Origin of the sequence: Mycobacterium sp. KBS0706, assembly GCF_005938675.2 — a bacterium.
Lineage (GTDB): Bacteria > Pseudomonadota > Alphaproteobacteria > DSM-16000 > Inquilinaceae > Inquilinus.
The window spans coordinates 158099-177899 of the sequence record NZ_VCCH02000005.1 but is presented as its reverse complement, the minus strand read 5'-3'; the positions used below and the strand labels follow the sequence as shown (position 1 = coordinate 177899).

Annotated in this window: 18 protein-coding genes; 11 read left to right on the top strand and 7 right to left on the bottom strand. The window is 71.7% G+C overall.

Going from position 1 to position 19801, the window contains the following annotated elements:
* Positions 1 to 2018, bottom strand: a 2018-nt coding sequence (locus FFK22_RS04625) for an AAA family ATPase (protein WP_186002300.1), incomplete at its 3' end; no start/stop codon positions are given.
* 359 nt (positions 2019 to 2377) lie between these two features.
* Positions 2378 to 3379, bottom strand: a complete 1002-nt coding sequence (locus tag FFK22_RS04620; protein ID WP_138890411.1) for a LacI family DNA-binding transcriptional regulator — start codon at positions 3377 to 3379, stop codon at positions 2378 to 2380.
* A gap of 174 nt (positions 3380 to 3553) precedes the next feature.
* On the opposite strand from FFK22_RS04620, the gene FFK22_RS04615 reads away from it, so the two are divergent.
* Genes FFK22_RS04615 through FFK22_RS04590 form a run of 6 tightly spaced genes read left to right on the top strand, consistent with a single transcriptional unit; the run spans position 3554 to position 10290 of the window.
* Positions 3554 to 5095: a sodium:solute symporter family protein gene (locus tag FFK22_RS04615; protein WP_138890412.1), complete on the top strand. Its 1542-nt coding sequence runs from the start codon at positions 3554 to 3556 to the stop codon at positions 5093 to 5095.
* The gene (locus FFK22_RS04610; RefSeq protein ID WP_221938386.1) at positions 5088 to 6377 is read left to right on the top strand and encodes an AGE family epimerase/isomerase; all 1290 of its coding nucleotides are present in this window, start codon (positions 5088 to 5090) and stop codon (positions 6375 to 6377) included. Before FFK22_RS04615 ends, FFK22_RS04610 begins: the two co-directional genes overlap by 8 nt.
* Entirely contained in the window at positions 6374 to 7138 is a 765-nt protein-coding gene (locus FFK22_RS04605) for a 6-phosphogluconolactonase (RefSeq protein ID WP_221938385.1), read from the top strand. The genes FFK22_RS04610 and FFK22_RS04605 overlap by 4 nt, the downstream gene beginning before the upstream one ends.
* Positions 7131 to 7901 (top strand): sugar isomerase domain-containing protein, encoded by a 771-nt coding sequence (locus FFK22_RS04600; RefSeq protein WP_138890413.1) that lies wholly within the window; start codon positions 7131 to 7133, stop codon positions 7899 to 7901. The genes FFK22_RS04605 and FFK22_RS04600 overlap by 8 nt, the downstream gene beginning before the upstream one ends.
* Entirely contained in the window at positions 7898 to 9028 is a 1131-nt protein-coding gene (locus tag FFK22_RS04595) for an N-acetylglucosamine-6-phosphate deacetylase (protein WP_138890414.1), read from the top strand. Before FFK22_RS04600 ends, FFK22_RS04595 begins: the two co-directional genes overlap by 4 nt.
* A complete protein-coding gene (locus FFK22_RS04590) occupies positions 9025 to 10290 on the top strand; it encodes a hypothetical protein (RefSeq protein WP_221938384.1) in 1266 nt (421 codons plus the stop codon). Before FFK22_RS04595 ends, FFK22_RS04590 begins: the two co-directional genes overlap by 4 nt.
* Positions 10291 to 10312: 22 nt before the next feature.
* On the opposite strand, the gene yghX is transcribed toward FFK22_RS04590, so the two are convergent.
* The 5 genes from yghX to FFK22_RS04565 form a co-directional block, all read right to left on the bottom strand.
* A complete protein-coding gene (gene yghX / locus FFK22_RS04585) occupies positions 10313 to 11200 on the bottom strand; it encodes a YghX family hydrolase (RefSeq protein ID WP_138890415.1) in 888 nt (295 codons plus the stop codon).
* 93 nt (positions 11201 to 11293) lie between these two features.
* Complete coding sequence (locus tag FFK22_RS04580; RefSeq protein ID WP_138890416.1) at positions 11294 to 12553, bottom strand: ABC transporter substrate-binding protein; 1260 nt, start codon at positions 12551 to 12553, stop codon at positions 11294 to 11296.
* 59 nt (positions 12554 to 12612) lie between these two features.
* On the bottom strand, positions 12613 to 13662 hold the full coding sequence (locus tag FFK22_RS04575; protein WP_138890417.1) for an aldo/keto reductase: 1050 nt from the start codon (positions 13660 to 13662) through the stop codon (positions 12613 to 12615).
* A 7-nt stretch (positions 13663 to 13669) separates the two neighbouring features.
* Positions 13670 to 14044 (bottom strand): TIGR04076 family protein, encoded by a 375-nt coding sequence (locus FFK22_RS04570; RefSeq protein ID WP_138890418.1) that lies wholly within the window; start codon positions 14042 to 14044, stop codon positions 13670 to 13672.
* Positions 14037 to 14747, bottom strand: a complete 711-nt coding sequence (locus FFK22_RS04565) for a GntR family transcriptional regulator (protein ID WP_138890419.1) — start codon at positions 14745 to 14747, stop codon at positions 14037 to 14039. Before FFK22_RS04565 ends, FFK22_RS04570 begins: the two co-directional genes overlap by 8 nt.
* A gap of 160 nt (positions 14748 to 14907) precedes the next feature.
* Between FFK22_RS04565 and FFK22_RS04560 the strand changes: the two genes are divergently transcribed.
* Genes FFK22_RS04560 through FFK22_RS04540 form a run of 5 tightly spaced genes read left to right on the top strand, consistent with a single transcriptional unit; the run spans position 14908 to position 19789 of the window.
* A complete protein-coding gene (locus FFK22_RS04560; RefSeq protein ID WP_138890420.1) occupies positions 14908 to 15708 on the top strand; it encodes an ABC transporter ATP-binding protein in 801 nt (266 codons plus the stop codon).
* On the top strand, positions 15708 to 16442 hold the full coding sequence (locus FFK22_RS04555; protein ID WP_138890421.1) for an ABC transporter ATP-binding protein: 735 nt from the start codon (positions 15708 to 15710) through the stop codon (positions 16440 to 16442). The genes FFK22_RS04560 and FFK22_RS04555 overlap by 1 nt, the downstream gene beginning before the upstream one ends.
* Positions 16439 to 17350 (top strand): branched-chain amino acid ABC transporter permease, encoded by a 912-nt coding sequence (locus tag FFK22_RS04550; protein ID WP_138890422.1) that lies wholly within the window; start codon positions 16439 to 16441, stop codon positions 17348 to 17350. The genes FFK22_RS04555 and FFK22_RS04550 overlap by 4 nt, the downstream gene beginning before the upstream one ends.
* Entirely contained in the window at positions 17347 to 18342 is a 996-nt protein-coding gene (locus FFK22_RS04545) for a branched-chain amino acid ABC transporter permease (RefSeq protein WP_138890423.1), read from the top strand. Before FFK22_RS04550 ends, FFK22_RS04545 begins: the two co-directional genes overlap by 4 nt.
* Positions 18326 to 19789 carry an aldo/keto reductase gene (locus tag FFK22_RS04540; protein ID WP_138890424.1) on the top strand — a complete coding sequence of 488 codons (1464 nt, stop codon included), beginning with the start codon at positions 18326 to 18328 and terminating at the stop codon, positions 19787 to 19789. Before FFK22_RS04545 ends, FFK22_RS04540 begins: the two co-directional genes overlap by 17 nt.
* The last annotated feature ends 12 nt before the right edge of the window (positions 19790 to 19801 follow it).

The window sequence follows — 19801 nt, the reverse complement described above, 5'->3', positions numbered from 1 at the left end:
CGACCTGCTTCGGCGGCGAGCCGGTCGGCGGCCTCGCGGATCCGGTCATGGGCGAAGCCGACGCCGCCGTCATGGGCGACCATCAGACCCTCGGCCACCGCAGCGTCGAGGATCCGCCGCAGCCGTGCAGCGTCGAGGCCGAGGACGGCGCCGAGCAGCTCCGCATCGACCTGCATTCCCAGGCATGCGCTGGTGGTCACGACGCGCCGCAGCTCCGCCGGCAGATGGCCGATGCGGTCGGCCAGGAAGCCGACGACGTTGTCGGTCGCCTGCACCGCCGCGATGCGGTCCAGGTCCCAGCGTCCGGCAGGGCCGATTGCGCCGATGTCGCGCAGATGGCCCAGCAGCTGGCGGGCGAACAGCGGATTTCCCAGGGTCTTGGCGTGCACCAGGGCGGCGGCGGCCGCCGCCTGGCCCGGCCCACCGCGATAGACGGCGACCAGCATCGCCTCGATATCCTGCGGCGCCAGCGGCTGCAGGGCGATGCGGCGCAGCCCGGGCAGCGCGTCGAGCGTGTCCCGCAGCGCCGGCTCCAGCTCCCCGTCGCGGCAGGTGCCGATCAGCAGCAGCCCGCCGGCGGGGGCGGCGGCGCAGATCGGGCCCAGCAGCTCCAGGCTCGCGGCGTCCGCCCATTGCAGGTCGTCCAGCACGAGCACCAGTGGACGGTCCGGCGCGGCGAAGGCGGCGACCAGGTCCTGCACCGCCTTGGCCAGCCGGTGTCCAGCCTCGGCCGGGGCCAGGAAGGCGGCCGGCGGCTGCGGCCCGATCAGCCGGTCGAGCCCCGGCACCCGCTCGGCCAGCACGCTTGCGCTGCGGCCCAGCCGGTCCAGCAGCGTGGCCCGCCAGGCCGCGACCGTGGCGTCGGGTTCGGTCAGCACGCCGCGCACCAGCCCGGCGAAGGCCTGGACCAGGCCGAGATAGGGTTCGTCGCGCTGCTGCTCGAACTTGCCGGCGGCGAAGCGCCCGCCGGCCTCGGCCACACGGTCGCGCAGCCCGGCCGCCAGCGCGCTCTTGCCGATGCCGGGGGCGCCGGTGACCAGCACGGCACCGCTGCGCCCGGTCCGCGCCGCGTCGAACGCCGCCTGCAGCGCGGCGAGGGGGGCCGCCCGGCCATACAGGGTCGCGCCGTCGCCGAAGCCATCATCACCGGCGCTGAGGGCGAAGGCGGCGATGCGCCCGCCCACGGCATCCGCGGGCACGAAGGCGGCACGGCAGCGTCCCAGATCGGCTGCGAGGTCGGCGGCGCTGCGGTAGCGGGAAGTGGCGTCCTTCATCAGCAGCGTCGCCACGATCTCCGCCAGCACCGGCGGAAACCCCGGCAGCACCGCGTCCAGCGGCAGCGGCCGCTGGGCGAGATGGGCGTGCAGCAGCTCCAGCCGCTCCCCGCCGGCGAAGGGCGGCCGGCCGGCGAACAGCTGGTACAGGACGACGCCGAGCGAATAGAGATCGGCGCGATGGTCGATCGGCCGGTTCATCCGGCCGGTCCGCTCGGGGGCGACGGCGGTCAGGTCCTCCACCGCCGGCAGGGCCTCGGCCGGGATGGAGTCGCCGCGGTCGAGCAGCACGGCGCCGCCGAAATCAATGTAGTTGACCCGGTTGTCCGCCGGGTTGAGCACGATGTTATGGGCCGACAGGTCGCCGTGCAGCACGCCGCGCTCATGCACATGGGCGAGGCCGATGGCCAGGGCCTCAGCGACCGCGATCCGGCCGGCGAGATCCGGCGGAGCCGTGGCGATCCAGGCGGACAGGGCGATCCCGCCGATATCCTCCAGCACCAGGGCCGGCCCGTCCGGGCTGTCAGGCTGCAGCCCGACCGGGCGGACCACGAGGTCGGAGTCGAAGCGCGACAGAAGCTCGTGCTCGCGCCGCAGCCGATCGACCAGGCCGACCACCGGCTCGCCCAGCGCCTCCTTCAGCACCACCGGACGGCCGTCGTCGAGAACGGCCCGGATCACTGTGGTGGTGGAGGTGCGGTGGATGACCTCGCGGCGACGAAGGCGATGTGCGGCGTCCGGCACGTCTGTCATCTCCCCCGGGCAAGGCTGGCGCTGCCCTTGATCAACCTAGAGTAGCACTTCCGTCAACGGCCCTGCCAATGCAGGCCCGCGGCTTTTCGCTGGAGGATCTGCGGTTGTGGTGTCATGCTGGCGGTATAGTCCACTGCATTTTTGATGACGCCATGATTCCGCCCCGGCCTCAGGCCAACGACAATCACAATCCCTCAGCTGCCTGCGAGCGGCAGATCGGCGAGGTGAAACGCCGCTTCGTTGCCAGGATCGCCTGCGCCGCGCGGGGAGGCCAGGGCTCACCGTTCGCCGCCGCGTCCGATCGATCCGTCCCGGAACCGACCCAGGATCTCTGACGGAATGCCAGCCGGTCAGCGGCGGCCGGGCTCCGCCGTCGTCGCCCGGACGATCAGCTCCGTCGCCAGCCGCTGCGCCGTGCCGGCGGACGGGCCGGACTCGATCTGCATCAGCAGCATCTCGATGGCCGCCCGGCCCGCGTCGTTCGAGCGGGAGGAGATGGTGGTCAGCGGCGGGTAGGTGCGGGCGCCCAGCACGTCGTCGCAGCCGATCACGCTGAACCCGGCCGGCACCTCGACCCCGAGCCCGGCGAGGCCGGCCAGCAGGCCCTGCGCCACCAGGTCGTCGAAGGCGATCGCCGCCGTGGTCCGGGCGGCCAGCACGGCCGAGGCCGCCGCCATCCCGCCCTCATAGGACGGGCGCTCCGCAGCCACCTCGACGGCCTCGACCCCCAGCTCTTCCGCCGTCCGCAGCACTGCCGACCGCCGCTGCTGGTTGGACCAGGAGGAGGGCGGGCCGCCGATATAGGCGATGCGCTGGTGCCCGAGTTCCTGCAGGTGGCGGACCGCCGCGGCGGCGCCCGGGGCGCTATCGATCAGCACCCGGTCCAGCCCCTCGATGTCGCGGTTGACCAGCACCACCGGCCGCCGGCCGCGGAGCGCCCGGACGGCATCCTCGGCCAGCCGCGACGAGGCCAGGACGAAGCCGTCGACCTGCGCCGCCATCTTGCCGGTCAGCCGCTCCTCCTGCGCGGGATCCTCGTCCGAATCGCCGAGGAAGACGCAGAGGCCGGCGGCGTCCGCCCGGGCCTCGGCGGCCCGGATCAGCGGCGGGAAGAACGGGTTGGCGACGTCGGGCACGATCAGCGCGATGTTGCCGTAGCGGCCGGTCGACAGCGCCCGGGCCACCTGGTTCGGGGCATAGCCCAGCCGAGCGGCCACGGCCATGACATGGGCCACGGTCTGCGGGCTCAGCATTCCCGGCCGGCTGAAGGCGCGCGACACGGTCGACCGCGCCACGCCCGCGGCGCGGGCCACCTGCTCGATCGTCGGGATGGGTTTCGGCGGCTGGTCCATGGGGCCCTGTTGGTTCGCTCCGCCATTCTTAGCGCGGCGGAGCGGCGGAACAAAATGGTACGACGATTTCGAAATTTCGTAATGCAACCGGTTGCGGCTTGACATGCAACCGGTTGCACAACACCCTGTCGCCGGAAGGCCCGCAACGTCCGGGCCGGCAGCAAGGGGGACTTCATGGGGACGTTCGACTGGGTGGTGCTGTGGGCCTATTTCCTGCTGATGATCGGCATCGGCGTGTGGGCCCGCAGCCAGATCAAGACGGCGGCCGACTTCTTCACCGCCGGCGGCCGGATGCCTTGGTGGCTGTCCGGCGTGTCGCACCACATGTCCGGCTACAGCGCCGCGGTCTTCGTCGGCTATGCCGCGATCGCCTATACGGCGGGCTTCACCCTCTATGTCTGGTGGGCGATCGGCATCGCCTTCGCCATGGTGGTCGGGTCGGTGCTGTTCGCGCCGCGCTGGTCGCGGCTGCGGCAGCGGCTGGAGATCATCTCGCCGCTGGAATACCTGTCGACCCGCTACGACATCCCGACCCAGCAGGTGCTGGCCTGGAGCGGCGGGGCGCTGAAGGTGTTCGACGTCGGCGCCAAATGGACCGCCACGGCCCTGCTGCTGAAGGTCTTCGCCGATGTGCCGCTGGTCTGGGGCGTGCTGCTGACCGGCGGCGTCACCCTGATCTATTCCACCATCGGCGGGCTGTGGGCCGACGCGCTGACCGATTTCAGCCAGTTCGTCATCCAGCTCCTGGCCGGCATCGTGCTGTTCGTCGCGGTGCTGGCCAAGCTGGGCGGCGTCTCGGCGCTGTGGACCATCTGGGACCAACTGCCGCCGGGCCATTCCCAGCCCTTCAACGGCCAGTACACCATCGTCTTCGTGCTGGTGTACCTGCTGATCAACACCCTGTCCTACAACGGCGGCACCTGGAACCTGGCGCAGCGCTTCATCGCCGCGCCGACGGGCGGTGACGCGCGCAAGGCGGCGCTGCTGTCGGCCGCGCTGTATCTGGTGTGGCCGCTGATCCTGTTCTTCCCGATGTGGGCGGCGCCGATCCTGCTGCCGAACCTGGACCAGCCGCAGCAATCCTACGCCCTCTTGACCCAGAGCCTGCTGCCGACCGGCCTGATCGGGCTCGTGCTGGCGGGGATGTTCGCGCACACCATGGCGATGACCTCATCGGACGCCAACGCCGTCTCGTCCGTCGTCACCCGCGACATCCTGCCGGTGGTCTGGAAGGGTGCCCGGCAGATGTCCGGCCGGACCGAGCTGTTTATCGGCCGGCTCAGCACCTGCCTGTTCATCGCCCTGTCGATGGGCATCGCGCTGACCGCCGACAGCTTCGGTGGCGTGCTGGGGCTGATCATCCTGTGGTTCGGCGCGCTGGTCGGGCCGATCGCGATCCCGATGCTGCTGGGCATGCTGCCGGCCTTCCGGCGCTGCGGCCCGACCGCGGCGCTGGCATCCTGGGCCACCGGCCTCGTCGTCTTCGTGCTGGTGAAATACGTCTTCGTCGACCAGATCAAGGCGCTGAACCCGGACTGGGTCACCTCGATCACCGTGGCCGGGCCGGTGCTGTGCTCGCTGGCCGTGTTCATCGGGATCGGCCTGGTGGCGCCGTGGCGGAACGCCGAGGCCGACGCCCTGATCGACGCGCTGGAGAGCGACGAGACGGCGGTGGCCGGCATCCCGGTCCGCGGCGAGAGCGCCAGCCGTGCCTGAGATCGTCCCGATCGCCGACCAGGCGGCGCTGCGCCGGGCCACCGCCCGCCATCTGGTCGATGACGTCCTGGCCTGGTGGCTGGCCAACGCCCCGGACGACCGCCATGGCGGGGTCTTCACCTGCTGGTCGAATGACGGCTCGCGGCTGCTGTCGCGCGACAAATACACCTGGTCGCAGGGGCGGTGGGTGTGGCTGATGGCGCGGCTGGCCCGCGCCGGGCGGCTCGGCCTGGTCGAGATGGACCCCGCCGCGGGACTCGGCCGGGCGCGGCGCACCGCCATCCTGCTGCGCGACCATGCGCTGCTGCCGGACGGCAGCACGGCCTATCTTCTGGCGCAGGACGGCACGCCGAAGCCGCCGGCACCGGCGGAGGACCTGCACACCAGCGTCTTCGCCGACCTGTTCGTGGCCCTCGGCTTCGCCGCGCTGGCGGCGGAGAGCGGGGACGGGGAGTGGGGCGACCTGGCGGAGCGGCTGTTGGCGAGCGCCGCTGGCCGCATCGCCGCCGGCACCGCGCGCACGGAGCCGTATCCGATCCGGTCCGGCTTCCGCGGCTTCTCGCTGCCGATGATCCTGGTCGGCGTCGGGGCGGAGGTGCTGGACGCGACCGGCTCAAGGGCGGCCGCCGACATCGTGCTGGGCGCGGTGCGCGAGATCGAGGCGGATTTCGTGTCCGGCGACGACGTCGCCGAAATGGTGCCCGCTTCCGCCGCCGATGCCGACACGCTGCTGGCCCGCCACCGCACCCCCGGCCATGTGCTGGAGGCCTGCTGGTTCCTGCTGCAGGCCGGGCAGTCGCTGCGGCGCCGGGGCATCGCGGCGGGCTTCCGGCTGTTCGATGCCGGCACCCTCGCCGACATCGCCCTCCGCACCGCGGCGCTGGGTTGGGACGAGGACTTTGGCGGGCTGCTGCGCTATGCCGACCGCGACGGCGGCGCGCCGCGCGGCCGGCGGACGGGCGACCGCTATGAGGATCTCGTCGTCGACACCTGGGACACCAAGCTGTGGTGGCCGCATGCCGAGGCGCTGTACACGCTGGCGCTGTTGCATCTCGAGACCGGGCGACAGGATCTCGCCGCCTGGCACGACCGGCTGGCGGCCTACACGTACCGCGTCTTCCCTGCCGGCCCGGGCGGCGAATGGGTGCAGATCCGCGACCGCGCCGGCGCGCCGCTCGACAAGACTGTGGCGCTGCCGGTGAAAGATCCGTTCCATATCGCCCGGGCGCTGCTGCTGACGATCGAAAGGCTGGCTTCGCCGGCCCAACGGAGCCCTGAATGACCCTGTCCGTTTCCGCCCCGGCCGGCGGCATCGATGTCCAGCTCCATCCCAGCCGCGCCGCGATGGGCCGGGCCGCCGCTGCCGTCGTGGCGGCGAAGCTGCGGCGCCTGCTGCAGGACGGCGGGTCCGCCCGCATGATCTTCGCCGCGGCGCCGAGCCAGGCCGAGATGCTCGACGCCCTGGTGGCTGAGCCCGGCATCGACTGGGGCCGCGTCACCGCCTTCCACATGGACGAGTACATCGGCCTGGCACCGGACGCGCCGGAGCGCTTCGCCCTGTGGCTGCGCCGAAACCTGTTCGACCGGTTGCCCTTCGGGGCGGTCCATCTGATCGAGCCCGGCGCGGACCCGGCCGCGGCCGCCGTGGCGTATGCCCAGGCGCTGGCGCAGGCGCCGATCGACATCGTTTGCCTCGGCATCGGTGTGAACGGCCACCTCGCCTTCAACGACCCGCCGGTGGCCGACCTGTCCGACCCGCTGGATGTGAAGGTGGTGGAGCTCGACGCCGTCTGCCGCCGGCAGCAGGTCGATGACGGCTGCTTCCACCGGCTTGCCGACGTGCCGACCCACGCCATCACCCTGACGGTGCCGCGGCTGCTGCGCGCCGACCGGCTGGTCTGCGTGGTGCCGGGCGCGGCCAAGCGCGAGGCGGTGCGCCGGGCGCTGCACGACCCGATCGGCGCGGCCTGCCCGGCGACCGCGCTGCGCCGTCACCCCGCCGTCACCCTGTTCCTGGACCCGGAGTCGACCCCCCATGGCTGACATCGACGCCGACGCCCTCTGCGCCGCCTATCTCGACAGCACCCATGCGCTGATGCGCGCGATCCTGGAAACCGAGTGCGACAGCCTGGACCGCGCCGCCGCCCGGCTGGCGGACCAGATCGCGGCCGACCGGCTGGTCCATGTCTTCGGGCCCGGCGGCCATTCCAACCTGGCGGCGCAGGAGATCTTCTTCCGCGCCGGCGGGCTGATGCATGTCTCGGCCATCCTCGACGAGGGCACGCTGCTGTCGAACGGCGCCCTGCGGTCGATGGCGATCGAGCGGACGCCGGGCTACGGCCGGGTGGTGATCGCCGACCGCGGCCTGGGGTCGGACGACCTGCTGATCCTGGTCAATGCCTATGGCATCAACGCCGCCCTGATCGACGCGGCGATCGAGGCGAAGAAACGGGGCGCCTTCGTCATCGGCGTCAGCTCCCGCGGCCATGCCGACCAGACCGCGCCGGACCATCCCGCCCGCCATCCGACCAAGCAGAACCTGCACGATCTGGCCGACATCGCCATCGACACCAAGGTGCCGATCGGCGACGCCGTCGTGCAGATTCCGGGGGTGGGGGAGCCGGTGGCCGCCGTCTCCACCTTCGCCAACGCCTTCGCGCTGAATTGCCTGGTCATCCGCACCATTGCGAAGCTGGCCGAGCGCGGCATCGAGCCGCCGGTCTGGCGCAGCGGCAACGCCCCGGGCGGCGACGAGGCCAATGGCCGCTTCATCGGCCGGTTCCGCGGCCGGGTCCGGTCGCTGTGATCACCGGCCGCGACCCGACCACCGGCCGCAGCCTCGCGGTCGCGGTCGCGGACGGCCGGGTGGCCGCGATCGAGGACGGCCCGGCGGGCGAGGCGGCGTGGCTGTCGGCCGGTCTGGTCGACCTGCAGGTCAACGGCTTCGCCGGGCACGACCTGAACGGCGGCGGCCTGATGCCGGAGACGGTGGCGCGGCTGGCGGCGGTGCTGCGGGACGGTGGCGTCACCAGCTTCCTGCCGACGCTGATCACCGCCTCCGAGGCCTCGATCACCGCGGCGCTGTCCGCCATCGCCGCAGCCCGGGCGGCCGACCCGCTGGTCGCCCACGCCATCCCCGCGATGCATGTCGAAGGGCCGCACATCTCGCCGGAGGACGGGCCGCGCGGCGCCCATCCGCGCGACCAGGTGCGGCCGCCGGACCTCGCCGAGTTCGACCGCTGGCAGGCGGCCTGCGGCGGCCTCGTCGGCCTGGTCACGCTGTCGCCGCACCATGACGGCGCGCCGGACTACATCCATGGTCTCGCGGCGCGCGGCGTGCATGTCGCGATCGGCCACACCGGCGCCTCGCCGGCCCGGATCGCCGCGGCGGTCGCGGCCGGCGCGGTGCTGTCGACCCATCTCGGCAACGGCATCGCCCCGATGCTGCCGCGCCATCCGAACCCGATCTGGTCGCAGCTGGCCGAGGACCGTCTGACCGCCAGCTTCATCGCCGACGGGCACCACCTGTCGGCGGAGGTCTTCAAGGCGATGCTGCGGGCCAAGGGGCTGGACCGCGCCGTGCTGGTCTCGGACGCGGCGGCGCTCGGCGGCCTGCCGCCCGGCCTCTACGACCAGCCGGTCGGCGGCCGGGTCGAGCTGACCGCCGACGGCCGGCTCGGCCTCGCCGGCACGCCCTTGCTCGCCGGCGCCGCCCGGCCGCTGAAGCAGGACGTCGCCCTCGCGATCGAGATGGGTGGGATTTCGCTGGCCGACGCCCTGCGCCTCGCCACCGTCAATCCCGGCCGCTTCGCCGGCGGGCGAGGGGTGCTAGCGGTGGGCGCACCGGCCGACCTGATCCGCTTCCGCTGGGCGCCCGGCGACCGGGACCTCTCTATCGACACCGTCCTGGTGCTGGGCGAGGAGCGGCCGTGAGCGGCCTTGTACCAGCCGGCGCGGCTGTGATCGATGTGACGCCCCCGGCCGGCCTTGCCATGTCCGGCTTCGCCGCCCGCACCAGCCCTGCCACCGGCGCGCACGACCCGCTGACCGTCCGCGCCGTGGCGGTCGGCGAGACCACGATCGTGGTCGCCGACGCGATCGGCCTGCACGAGGACAGCTGCCGCCGGATCCGCGACCGGGCCGGGCTCGCCGACGGCCATCTGATCGTCGCCGCCACCCACACCCATGGCGGGCCCGTCGCCATGCCCGGCCGGCTCGGCCCGGAGCTGGACCCGGCCTGGCTGCAGCGATTGGAAGATGCCTGCGTCCGTGCCGTCGCCGCGGCCCGTGCGGCCCGGCGGCCGGCCCGGCTGGGCTTCGGCATGGGCGCGGACCCCGGCATCGCCCGCAACCGCCGCCATGCCGGCGGCCCGGTCGATCCGGCGCTGCCGGTGCTGCGGATCCGGGAGCCAGGCGGGGCGACGATCGCGGTCCTGGCCTCCTATGCCTTGCACCCGGTGGTGCTGGGCGCCGACAACACCCTGTTCACCGCCGATTATCCGGGCGCTGTCCGCCGCCACCTGGAGGCCGCCCATCCCGGCGCCGTCGCGATCTTCCTCACCGGCTGCACCGGCGACATCAACACCGGCCATCCGGCGCATGCTTCGATTTCGACCGCGCCGCGGCCGGACCGGACCTTCGCCGAGGCCGAGCGCATCGGCGGCGTGATCGCGCAATCGGCCCTGCAGGCGCCGGAGCTGCCGCTCGGCAACGACATCCGTGCCGTCTCGACCGAGTTGATGCTGCCTTTGGCGCGGACCGAGACTGAAGCGCCGGTTGTCCTGGCGGATGCCTGGCGCCGGGAGGCCGCAACGGCAGGCCCGGCCCGGGCCGCCCTGCTGCGCTGCTGGATCGATTGGGCTGAACGGGTGGCGCCCCGGCCGCTGGCTCCCTGGCCGGCGCGGGTCACCCTGTTCGACTGGGGCGGCGCACGGCTGATCGGCCTGCCGGGCGAGATCTTCGCCCGGACCGGGCTCGACCTGCGCCGCGCGCTGGACGGCGACCCGCTGGCCGGCCGCACCATGACCTTCGGCTTCGCCGATGGCTGCCCCGGCTACATCCCGCCAGCCGGCGAATACCGGCACGGCGGCTATGAGGTGGAGGAGGCGCACCGCTACTACGGCCTGCCCGCCGCCTTCGCGCCCGGCGCGGCCGAGAGGCTGGTCGAGGCCGCGATCGGCCTGACGCGCCGCTGAGCGACGCGTCCGTCGCAAGGCCTCAGGCGAGGTATTTCTTAAACCAGGCGATCGTCCGGTCCCAGGCCAGCTTGGCGGCCGCCTCGTCGTAGCGCGGCGTCGAGTCGTTGTGGAAGCCGTGGTTGACGCCGGGATAGATGAAGGCCTCGTAGGTCTTGCCGTCCGCCTTCAGCGCCGCCTCATAGGCCGGCCAGCCCTGGTTGATGTTGGTGTCCAGCTCGGCATAGTGCAGCAGCAGCGGCGCCTTGATGCGCGGCACGTCCTCCGCCTTCGCCTGCCGCCCGTAGAACGGCACGGCGGCCCGCAGCTCGGGATAGGCGACGGCCGCGGCGTTGGCGACGCCGCCGCCATAGCAGAAGCCGGTGATGCCGACCTTGCCGGTGGTCAGATCGCTCTGCATCAGGAACTCGACCGCGGCGAAGAAGTCGTTCATCAGCTTCGCCGGGTCGACCTTCTGCTGCAGCTCGCGGCCCTTGTCGTCATTGCCGGGATAGCCGCCGACCGAGGTCAGCCCGTCGGGGGCGAGCGCGACGAAGCCGGCCTTGGCCACGCGCCGCGCCACATCCTCGATATAGGGGTTGAGGCCCCGGTTCTCATGCACCACGACCACGCCGGCGACCTTGCCGGCCGCCTTGGCCGGGCGGACCAGATAGCCACGGACCTCGCCATTGCCCTTGGGCGACTGGTAGGTGATGTACTCCGCGACGATGTCCGGGTCGGTGAACTCGACCTGCTGCGCCATCGCGTAGTTCGGGCTCAGCGAGGCGAGGATCCCCGCCGCGGTCAGTCCGGCGACGGCGAAGGTGCCGGCGCGGTCGAGGAACTCGCGCTTCGTGATCTTGCCATGGACGTAGAAATCGTACAGCTCGAGCAGCTCGGGCTGGAAGTCCTGTGCGGTAAGACGGGTCATGAAGCTCTCCCCCTTTCGATCGAGGCTCCCCGCGAACGCGAGGCGCCACCACGCACCTCACGTTCGTCGCGACCAGACCCGTCGGTTACAGGTTTATTTCGCCAGCTCGGCCCGGATCTTGTCGACCTCGGCGGCGCTCATCTCGCCGGTGGTGGTGACCTTGCCGTCCTGGATCCGCCACAGCCGGAACGGGCCGGTGATGTCGCCATACTTGTCGAAGCTCACCGGGCCGATCACGCCTTCGTATTTGATCGGCTTGCCGTCCTTGATCAGCTGCAGCGCCTTGGCGAACTCGGCCTTGCCGGCATGGATCGGCGTGCCGCCCTCGGCCACCACCTGCGGGATGGCGGCCTTGATCGCCGCGGCGTCGGCCTTGCCGGCCTTGGCGATGGCCAGCCCGACGATGGCGCCGGCGTCGTAGGAGCGGTCGGCCGCCGGCGCGTCCGGCTTGATGCCGCCGGAGAAGGCCTCATAGGCGCCGTAGAAATAGTCGGTCGAGGCCGTCTTGCTGGTGCCCGAGGAGGTGCCGTAGGCGTCGTTCAGGTACTGCGCGCCGACGGCTTCGATGAAGTCGCTGGAGTTCATGCCGTCATTGAGCAGCAGCTTCTGCGGGCCGCCGCCCGAGATCCAGGCGCGGGCAATGGTGGCGCCGTCGACCGGGGTGCTGACCAGGTACAGCGCCTCCGGCTCCCCGGCCATGGCCGCGCTGGCCTCGGCGGAGTAGCTCGCCTGCTGCTCGTTATAGGGCGTGGTCGAGGTGATGGTGCCGCCCAGCTTGGTGTAGGCGGCCGAGAATTCGCGGACGATGTTGACGCCGAAATCGTTGTTGACGTGGATGACGGCGATCTTCTTCAGGCCCTGGTCCAGCGCGTATTTCGCCGCCGCCGTGCCCTGCAGCGCGTCCGAGGTGATGGTGCGGAAGAACACGCCGTTGGTCTTGCCGTCGCGGCCGAGCGCGGTCAGCGTCGGCGAGGAGGAGGCGGGCGACACCTGGACCACCCCGGCCGGCGCCGTCACCGAGGTCAGGATCGGGATCGACACCGAGGAGATGATGCCGCCGATCACCACCGGCACCTTCTTGATGTTGACCAGCTGGGTCGCCTGGTCGACCGCGACGGTGCCCTGGCTCTGGCTGTCGCGGGTGTCGGTCACCAGGTTGCAGCCGGCGGCGCCGCCGGCGTCGTTGATGTCGCGGAACGCCATCTCGACCGATTTGGCGCCGGCCTGGCCATAGGCGCCGGCCGGGCCGGTCAGCTCCATCACCAGGCCGACGGTGATGTCGCAGGCGGCGGACGGCAGCGCCGGCGCGGCGAGGACCGACACCAGGGCGGTGGTCAGTAGGATCCGTTTCATCGCTGTACTCCCTGTTTGGTTGGGCCGGCGACCTGCCGCCGGCCATTGTTTGACGAAGCTCAGGCGGCGCCCTTGTTCAGATTGTATTTCATGATCGCGCCGTGGCGGCCGTGGCGGTCGCGCTCCAGCGTGAAGACGTCGCCTTCGATCTCCCGCGCCCCCGCCAGCGCCTCGGCGATCAGGGCATGGTCCTCCTCGGTCAAAGCGAGGCTGGAGACGGCGAGGTTGGCCGCGAGGTGGTCGCGGTTGCGGGCGCCGACGATCACCGCCGCCACGCCCGGCCGCCCGAGCATCGCGGCGCTGGCCACCGTGGCGATATCGCTGCCGTGCCGGTCGGCGACCCGGCGCAGCGCCTGCAGCAGGGCCTGGAACAGGTCCCAGCCGCCGAAATCGTCGATGATCAACTTGTATTTGACCAGCGACCGATTCTCCAGCGCCTCCGCCGGCTCCGCCACGCCGAGCCAGCGGTCGCCGAGGAAGCCGCCGGCGACGGTGCCGTAGCACAGGAAGGCGACGCCGTTCTCGGCCGCGGCCCGGGCCATCCGCCCCTCCGGCCGGCGGTCGAGCAGCGAATACTGCACCTGCATGGTGGCCAGCTTCACGCCGGCCTGCACGATCTCCAGCATGTGGTCGGTGTCGAAATTGGTGCCGCCGATCTTGTGGATCTTGCCGGCGCGGCGCAGTTCCTCCAGCCACAGCGCCGCCTCCCGCCAGCGCGGCGCTGCATAGTCCCACCAGTGGAACTGCACCAGATCCAGCCGCTCCACCCCCAGGCGTCGCAGCGACTGGTCGATCACGCTTTCGACATCGGCCTTGCCGATCCGCGGCAGCACCTCCAGGTCGGGCACGTATTTGGTGTGCACCTTGATCCGGCCCAGCGCCTCCGCCCCGCGCAGCTCGCGATACTGCCGCCGGAAGCGGCCGATCATCTCCTCGACGCCGGTGTAGATGTCGGCGCAGTCGAAGGTAGTGATGCCGGCATCGGCGAAGGCCATCATGTCGGCCACCGGGTCGTCGCTGCGCACCGCGCCATGGCCGCTCGACAGCTGCCAGCCGCCGCGGATCACGCGCGAGATCTCGTAATCCGGGGCCAGCGGGAGTCTCTGCATGGTCGCCTCACTCGTCCTGGAGCGGCAGGGGCACCGCCGTGGTCGCGGCATGGCTGAACCGGCGCCGGCCGGTCCGGGTGATGCGGAAGCGCGACGCACAGTTCGGGTCGGGGCAGGCGACCTCGGCGTCCGTCGTCATCCAGTCATGGGGATGGGTCGGGCGCTGCTTGGCCGGCAGCAGCGGCAGCAGCGCCGCCAGCGAATAGATCGAGAAGCCCTGGCCCGGCGGCAGGTGCAGCATCTCGCCGCGCAGCTCGAAATGGTCGCCGACCTTGGCGCCGCAATAGATCGGCCCGCCTTCGGGCGCCACCACATCGACCCGCAGGTCGTACAGCTCGAAGCTGTCGTCCGGCTCGCAGCTGTCGTTGGGTGTGTCAGCCATAGGCTCTCTCCTCGGCATCCTCGGCGTCGAGCCGACCGCGGATCAGGCGGAAGGACCGGGTGATGTCGTCGGTCAGCGCCCGGGTCGACCCGCCGGCATCGCCGCGCTCCAGCGCGTCGATCAGCTCCCAGTGGAAATGGGTGGCCGGGATGTCGCGCTGCTCGTCATGGATCTGCGCCGCGGCGCGGACATAGGGGCCGGATTGCAGCCACAGGCTTTCGACGATCGGGATCAGCACGGCCGACCCGGCGGCGCGGTAGATGGCGAAATGGAAGTCGTGGTTCAGCTCCGACGTCCGGTGCGCCTTGTCCGCCTCGTCGCTGCGGAAGGCCGCCTCGCAAGCGACGGTCAGCTGCCGCAGCCGGTCGAAATCCGCCGCCGATAGGTGGGGCAGCGCCAGCGCCGTGACCTGGCCCTCGATCAGGCAGCGGGCGCGGGCCAGGTCGTCCAGCCGCTCGCGGGTGATCAGCGGCACCCGCACCGAACGGTTGGGCAGCGCCTCCAGCGCCTGCTCAGACACAAGCCGGCCCAGCGCCTCGCGCACCGGCATGGTGCTGGTCTGCAGCGTCTCGGCCAGCTCGACGATGCGCAGCACCTCGCCGGCGTCGAACATGCCGTGGATCAGCGACCGGCGCAGCTCGGCATAGACCCGGTCGTGCAGCGTCTCGCGCCCGACCGGCGATAGCGTGCGGCGCCGGCTCATGCGGCCGCATCCATCCGAGGCACCGTGTGTCGCTTGTCCCGATCGGGCATGGGCCCTCCAGGCTGTGGAGCAGTTGCTGACTGCCCCCAATTTTCTACTTGCCAACCCGCGGCGTGTAAACTTTGATCAAACATCACCGATCAAAATTGGTCCGAGGCGGATGCAGCCAGCCGCACATGCCCCGAACGCTTCTAACGGCGCGCCCGTGATCGAGGGGTGCGACCTGGTCAAGCAGTTCGGCGGCCTGCGCGCGGTGGATGGCATGTCGATCGCGCTCGGCCGCGGCGAGATGCTGGGGCTGATCGGCCCCAACGGCGCCGGCAAGACCACGCTGTTCAACCTGCTGGCCGGCAGCCTGGCGCCGAGCGCCGGGACGATCCGGATCACCGGCCGCGCGCTGTCGCACCGGGGGCCGGAGCAGCGCATCGCCCATGGCGTCGCCCGCACTTTCCAGATCCCGCGGCCCTTCGCCGAGATGACGGTGCTGGAGAATGTGCTGACCGGCGGCCAGAAGCAGGCGGGTGAGCGGATCTGGCTGAACCTGGTCCGGCCCGGCCGCGTCGCCGCCGAGGAACGTGCGGCGGTGGCGAAGGCGCGGGCGCTGCTCGACTTCGTCACCCTGTCGCATCTGGAGCACGAGCCGGCGCGCGTTCTATCGGGCGGCCAGCGCAAGCTCTTGGAGCTGGCGCGGGTGCTGATGGCCGACCCGCAGGCGATCCTGCTCGACGAGCCGGCAGCCGGGGTCAACCCGACGCTGCTCGAGCTGATCATCGACCGGATCATCGAGCTCAACCGGCAGGGCCGGTCGATCCTGCTGATCGAGCACAATATGGAGATGGTGGCGCGGCTGTGCGGCCGGGTGGTGGTCATGGCCTCAGGCCGCTACCTGACCGAAGGCGCACCGGCCGAGATCGCGCGCAACCCGGCCGTGGTCGACGCCTATCTCGGCGGGGTGGCGTGATGGAGCCCGCCCTCTCGACCCGGGACCTCGTCGCCGGCTACGAGCCCGACCTGCCGATCGTGCGCGGCGTCGACCTGCAGGTGAGGGGCGGGGAGCTGGTGGTGCTGCTGGGGCCGAACGGCGCCGGCAAGTCGACCCTGGTCAAGGCGATCGCCGGGCTGGTGCCGGTCCATTCCGGCACGGCGGCGCTGGGGACCACCGACATCACTCTCGTCCCGGCGCATGAGAAGATCCGCCACGGCCTGGCCTTCGTGCCGCAGACCGAGAACATCTTCGCCACGCTGTCGATCCACGACAATCTGCGCGCCGCGGCCGACATCCTGCCGAAGGACCGGCGCGCCCGGCGCATCGCCGACCTCTACGCCATGTTCCCGGACCTCGCCGCACGGCCGTCGCTGCGGGCCGGCCAGCTGTCGGGCGGCCAGCGCCAGATGCTGGCGGTGGCCCGCGCCCTGGTGGTCGAGCCGTCGGTGCTGATCCTGGACGAGCCCTCGGCCGGCCTGTCGCCGAAGATCGTGGCCGAGGTCTTCGCCCGGCTGCAGGCGATCAACCGGGCCGGCGTCACCATCGTGCTGGTCGAGCAGAATGTGAAGGCGGCCCTGGCCATCGCCGACCGCGCCGTGATCCTGGTCGAGGGGCAGGTGCGGCACGAGGGGCCGGCCGCCGGGCTTGCCGAGGACCCGATCGTGGCCGAGCTCTATCTCGGCGCCCGCCGACACGGGGCCGCGCCATGACCCCGCAGGTGATCATGGACGGGCTGATCACCGGCGCGATGATCGGGCTCGGCGCCATCGGCGTGACGCTGACCTATTCGATCCTGCGCTTCGCCAATTTCGCCCATGGCGAGCTGCTGTCCTGGGGCGCCTATGCGGCCCTGGCCGCCGCCGGCGCTCTCGGCAGCGTCTCCGGTGGGCTCTTGACCCCGATCGGCCCGTTCTCCTTCGGCTGGGCGCTGCCGATCGCGGCGCTGATCTCGGTGGCGCTGACCGGCGGGCTGGCGCTGCTGGTCGACTGGCTGCTGTTCGGCCGCCTGCGCGACCGGCGCAGCAGCATCATCATCCTGGTGATGGCCAGCTTCGGCGCGGCGCTGACGCTGCGCAGCCTGCTGGAATTCATCTTCACCTCGAAGCCCGCCTACTACACCAAGGCGCTGCAGATCGCCGTGAAGCTGGGCGGCGGCCTCCGGGCCACGCCGGACCAGCTGCTGTCGCTCGGCGTCGCCTCGATTCTCGTCCTCGCCGTGCACCTGATGCTGACCCGGACCGCGACCGGCCGGGCGATGCGCGCGGTCAGCGAGAATCCGCAGCTGGCCGGTGTCGTCGGCATCGATGTCCGCCGTGTGGTCCGCACCGTCTGGCTGATGGGGGCGGGGCTGGCCGCCATCGCCGGTATCTTCGCCGGGCTCCTGGTCCAGATCCGGCCGCAGATGGGGCTCGACCTGCTGCTGCCGCTCTTCGCCGCGGCGATCCTGGGCGGCATCGGCAGTGTGCCTGGCGCCATGCTGGCCGGGCTGGTCGTCGGCCTGGCCGAGGCCGTCGCCGTGCCGCTGGTCGGCGGCGAATGGCGCGCCGCCATCGCTTTCGTCGTGCTGGTGCTGGTGCTGCTGGTCCGCCCGCAGGGCCTGTTCGGGAGGGCGGAATGAGCGTCGAGCTGGTCGCCTATGGCTGTTTCTTCCTGACCATGGCGCTGACCTATGCCGTGATGTGCCTCGGCCTCAACCTGCAATGGGGTCAGACCGGGCTGTTCAATGTCGGCGTCGCAGGCTTCGTTGCGATCGGCGCCTATGTCTCGGCGCTGCTGACCACGCCGGACGCGCCCGACCGCCTGGGCGGGTTCGGACTGCCGATCGTCGTCGGCTGGCTGGGCGGGGCACTGGCCGCGGCCCTGATCTCCTTCCTGATCGGGGCGCTGACCATCCGGTTGCGCGCCGACTACCTGGCGATCGCCACCTTCGGCGTCGCCGTCACCGTGCAGCTCTGCGCCCTCAACCTGGTCTCGGTGACCGGCGGTCCGTTCGGCATCGGCTTCATCCCGCGGCCCTTCGCTGACATGGCCGGCGACCCGCTGCTGTTCGGCCTGGCCAATCTCGGCGTGCTGGCCGTGGTGGTCCTCGGGCTCTATCTCGCGCTGGAGCGGCTGGTGCGCAGCCCTTGGGGCCGGGTGCTGCGAGCGATCCGCGAGGACGAGACTGCGGCCCGCGCCCTCGGCAAGAACGCGCGGGCGTTCCGGCTGCAGGCCTTCGCCATCGGCGGCGGCATCATGGGGCTGGCGGGAGCGGCCCAGGCCCATTTCATCGGCTTCATCGCGCCGGACAATTACCTGCCACGGCTGACCTTCCAGGTCTGGGCGATGCTGATCGTCGGCGGCTCCGGCAACAACCGCGGCGCCATCCTGGGCGCGGTCTTCGTCTGGGGCCTGTGGGCGGCCTCGGGTGGCGCCATCTCGGCCCTGTTCCCGCCCGACCAGCAGGCGCGCGCCGCCGCGCTGCAGATCGTCATGATCGGCGTCGCGCTCTGCGCCGTCCTGCTGCTGCGCCCGCGCGGCATGCTGGGCGAGGACCGGGTGGTGTCGCGCCATCTCGGCCGGCTGTCGCGCCGGACCATCAAGGAGACGTCCCGTGCCGGAAACCCCTGAGCGTATCGATCTCGGCCCCGGCCTCTCGATCAGCCGGCTGGTCTGCGGTCTGTGGCAGGTGGCCGACCTGGAGAAGGACGGCACGCCGCTCGACCCCGAGCGCGGCGCCGATGCGCTCAACGCCTATGCCCGGGCCGGCTTCGACACATTCGACATGGCCGACCATTACGGCAGCGCCGAGCTGATCACCGGCCGGCTGCTGGCGCGCCACGGCAAGGGCCACGGGCGGCCGGTCGCCTTCACCAAATGGTGCCCGGAGCCGGGGGCGATGACCGCCGAGGTGGTCCGCCGCGGCGTGCAGGACCGGCTCGACCGGCTGGGCGTCGACCGGGTCGACCTGCTGCAGTTCCACTGGTGGACCTTCGAGCATCCGGCCTGGCTCGACGCGCTGCACGAGATGGCGCGGCTGCGGGAGGAGGGGCTGATCGGCGCGATCGGCGTCACCAATTTCGACGCCGCGCATCTGGCCGTGGCCCTGGGCGACGGCGTGCCGGTGCTGACCAACCAGGTCTCGTTCTCGCTGGTCGACCGCCGGGCCGCGGGGCCCCTGTCCGATCTGTGCCGGGCGAAGGGCGTGAAGCTGCTGGCCTATGGCACGCTGTGCGGCGGCTTCCTCTCGGACAAGTGGCTTGGCCGGCCGGAACCCGCGGCGATGCCGGACTGGAGCCGCTCGAAATACAAGCGCTTCATCGACGCGGCCGGCGGCTGGGACGTGTTCCAGGGCATCCTGCAGGCGGCCGCCGACGTCGCGAGGAAGCACGGCGTCTCCCTGTCCAATGTCGCGACCCGCTGGGTTCTGGAGCATGAGGCCGTCGCCGCGGCCATCATCGGCGCAAGGCTGGGCGAGAGCGAGCACCGTGCCGACAACCTGAAGGCCTTCGGCTTCGCCCTCGACGCCGAGGACCGGGGGCGGCTCGAGGGCGCCTTCGCCGTGGCGACGCCGATCCCCGGCGATTGCGGCGACGAATATCGCCGCCCGCCCTACCTGACCGCCTCGGGCGACCTCAGCCACCATCTCGACGCCATCCCGTCGATCTTCACGGCCGAGCCGGTGCCCGGCCGGCCGGACCGGCTGCGGGTCTCCTCCGGCAGCGTGTGGGAGCCGATCGCCGGCTACAGCCGCGCCGTGCGGGTGAAGGACACGATCCGCGTCTCCGGCACCACCGCCACCCATGGCGGGGACCGCTGCGTCGCGCCGGGCGACCCCGGGGCGCAGACCACCTACATCCTCGACAAGATCGCCGCCTCGATCACGGCGCTCGGCGGCTCGATGGAGGATGTCGTGCGCAGCCGCATCTATCTGCGCGATGCATCGAAATGGGAGCCGGTGTCGCGCGCCCATGGCCGGGTGTTCGGCGCGATCAAGCCGGCCAACACCCTGGTCCAGGCCGGCGCCCTGGTCGGCGACTACGAGGTCGAGATCGAGGTGGAGGCCGTCGTCTCGTAACAGCGGACGAGG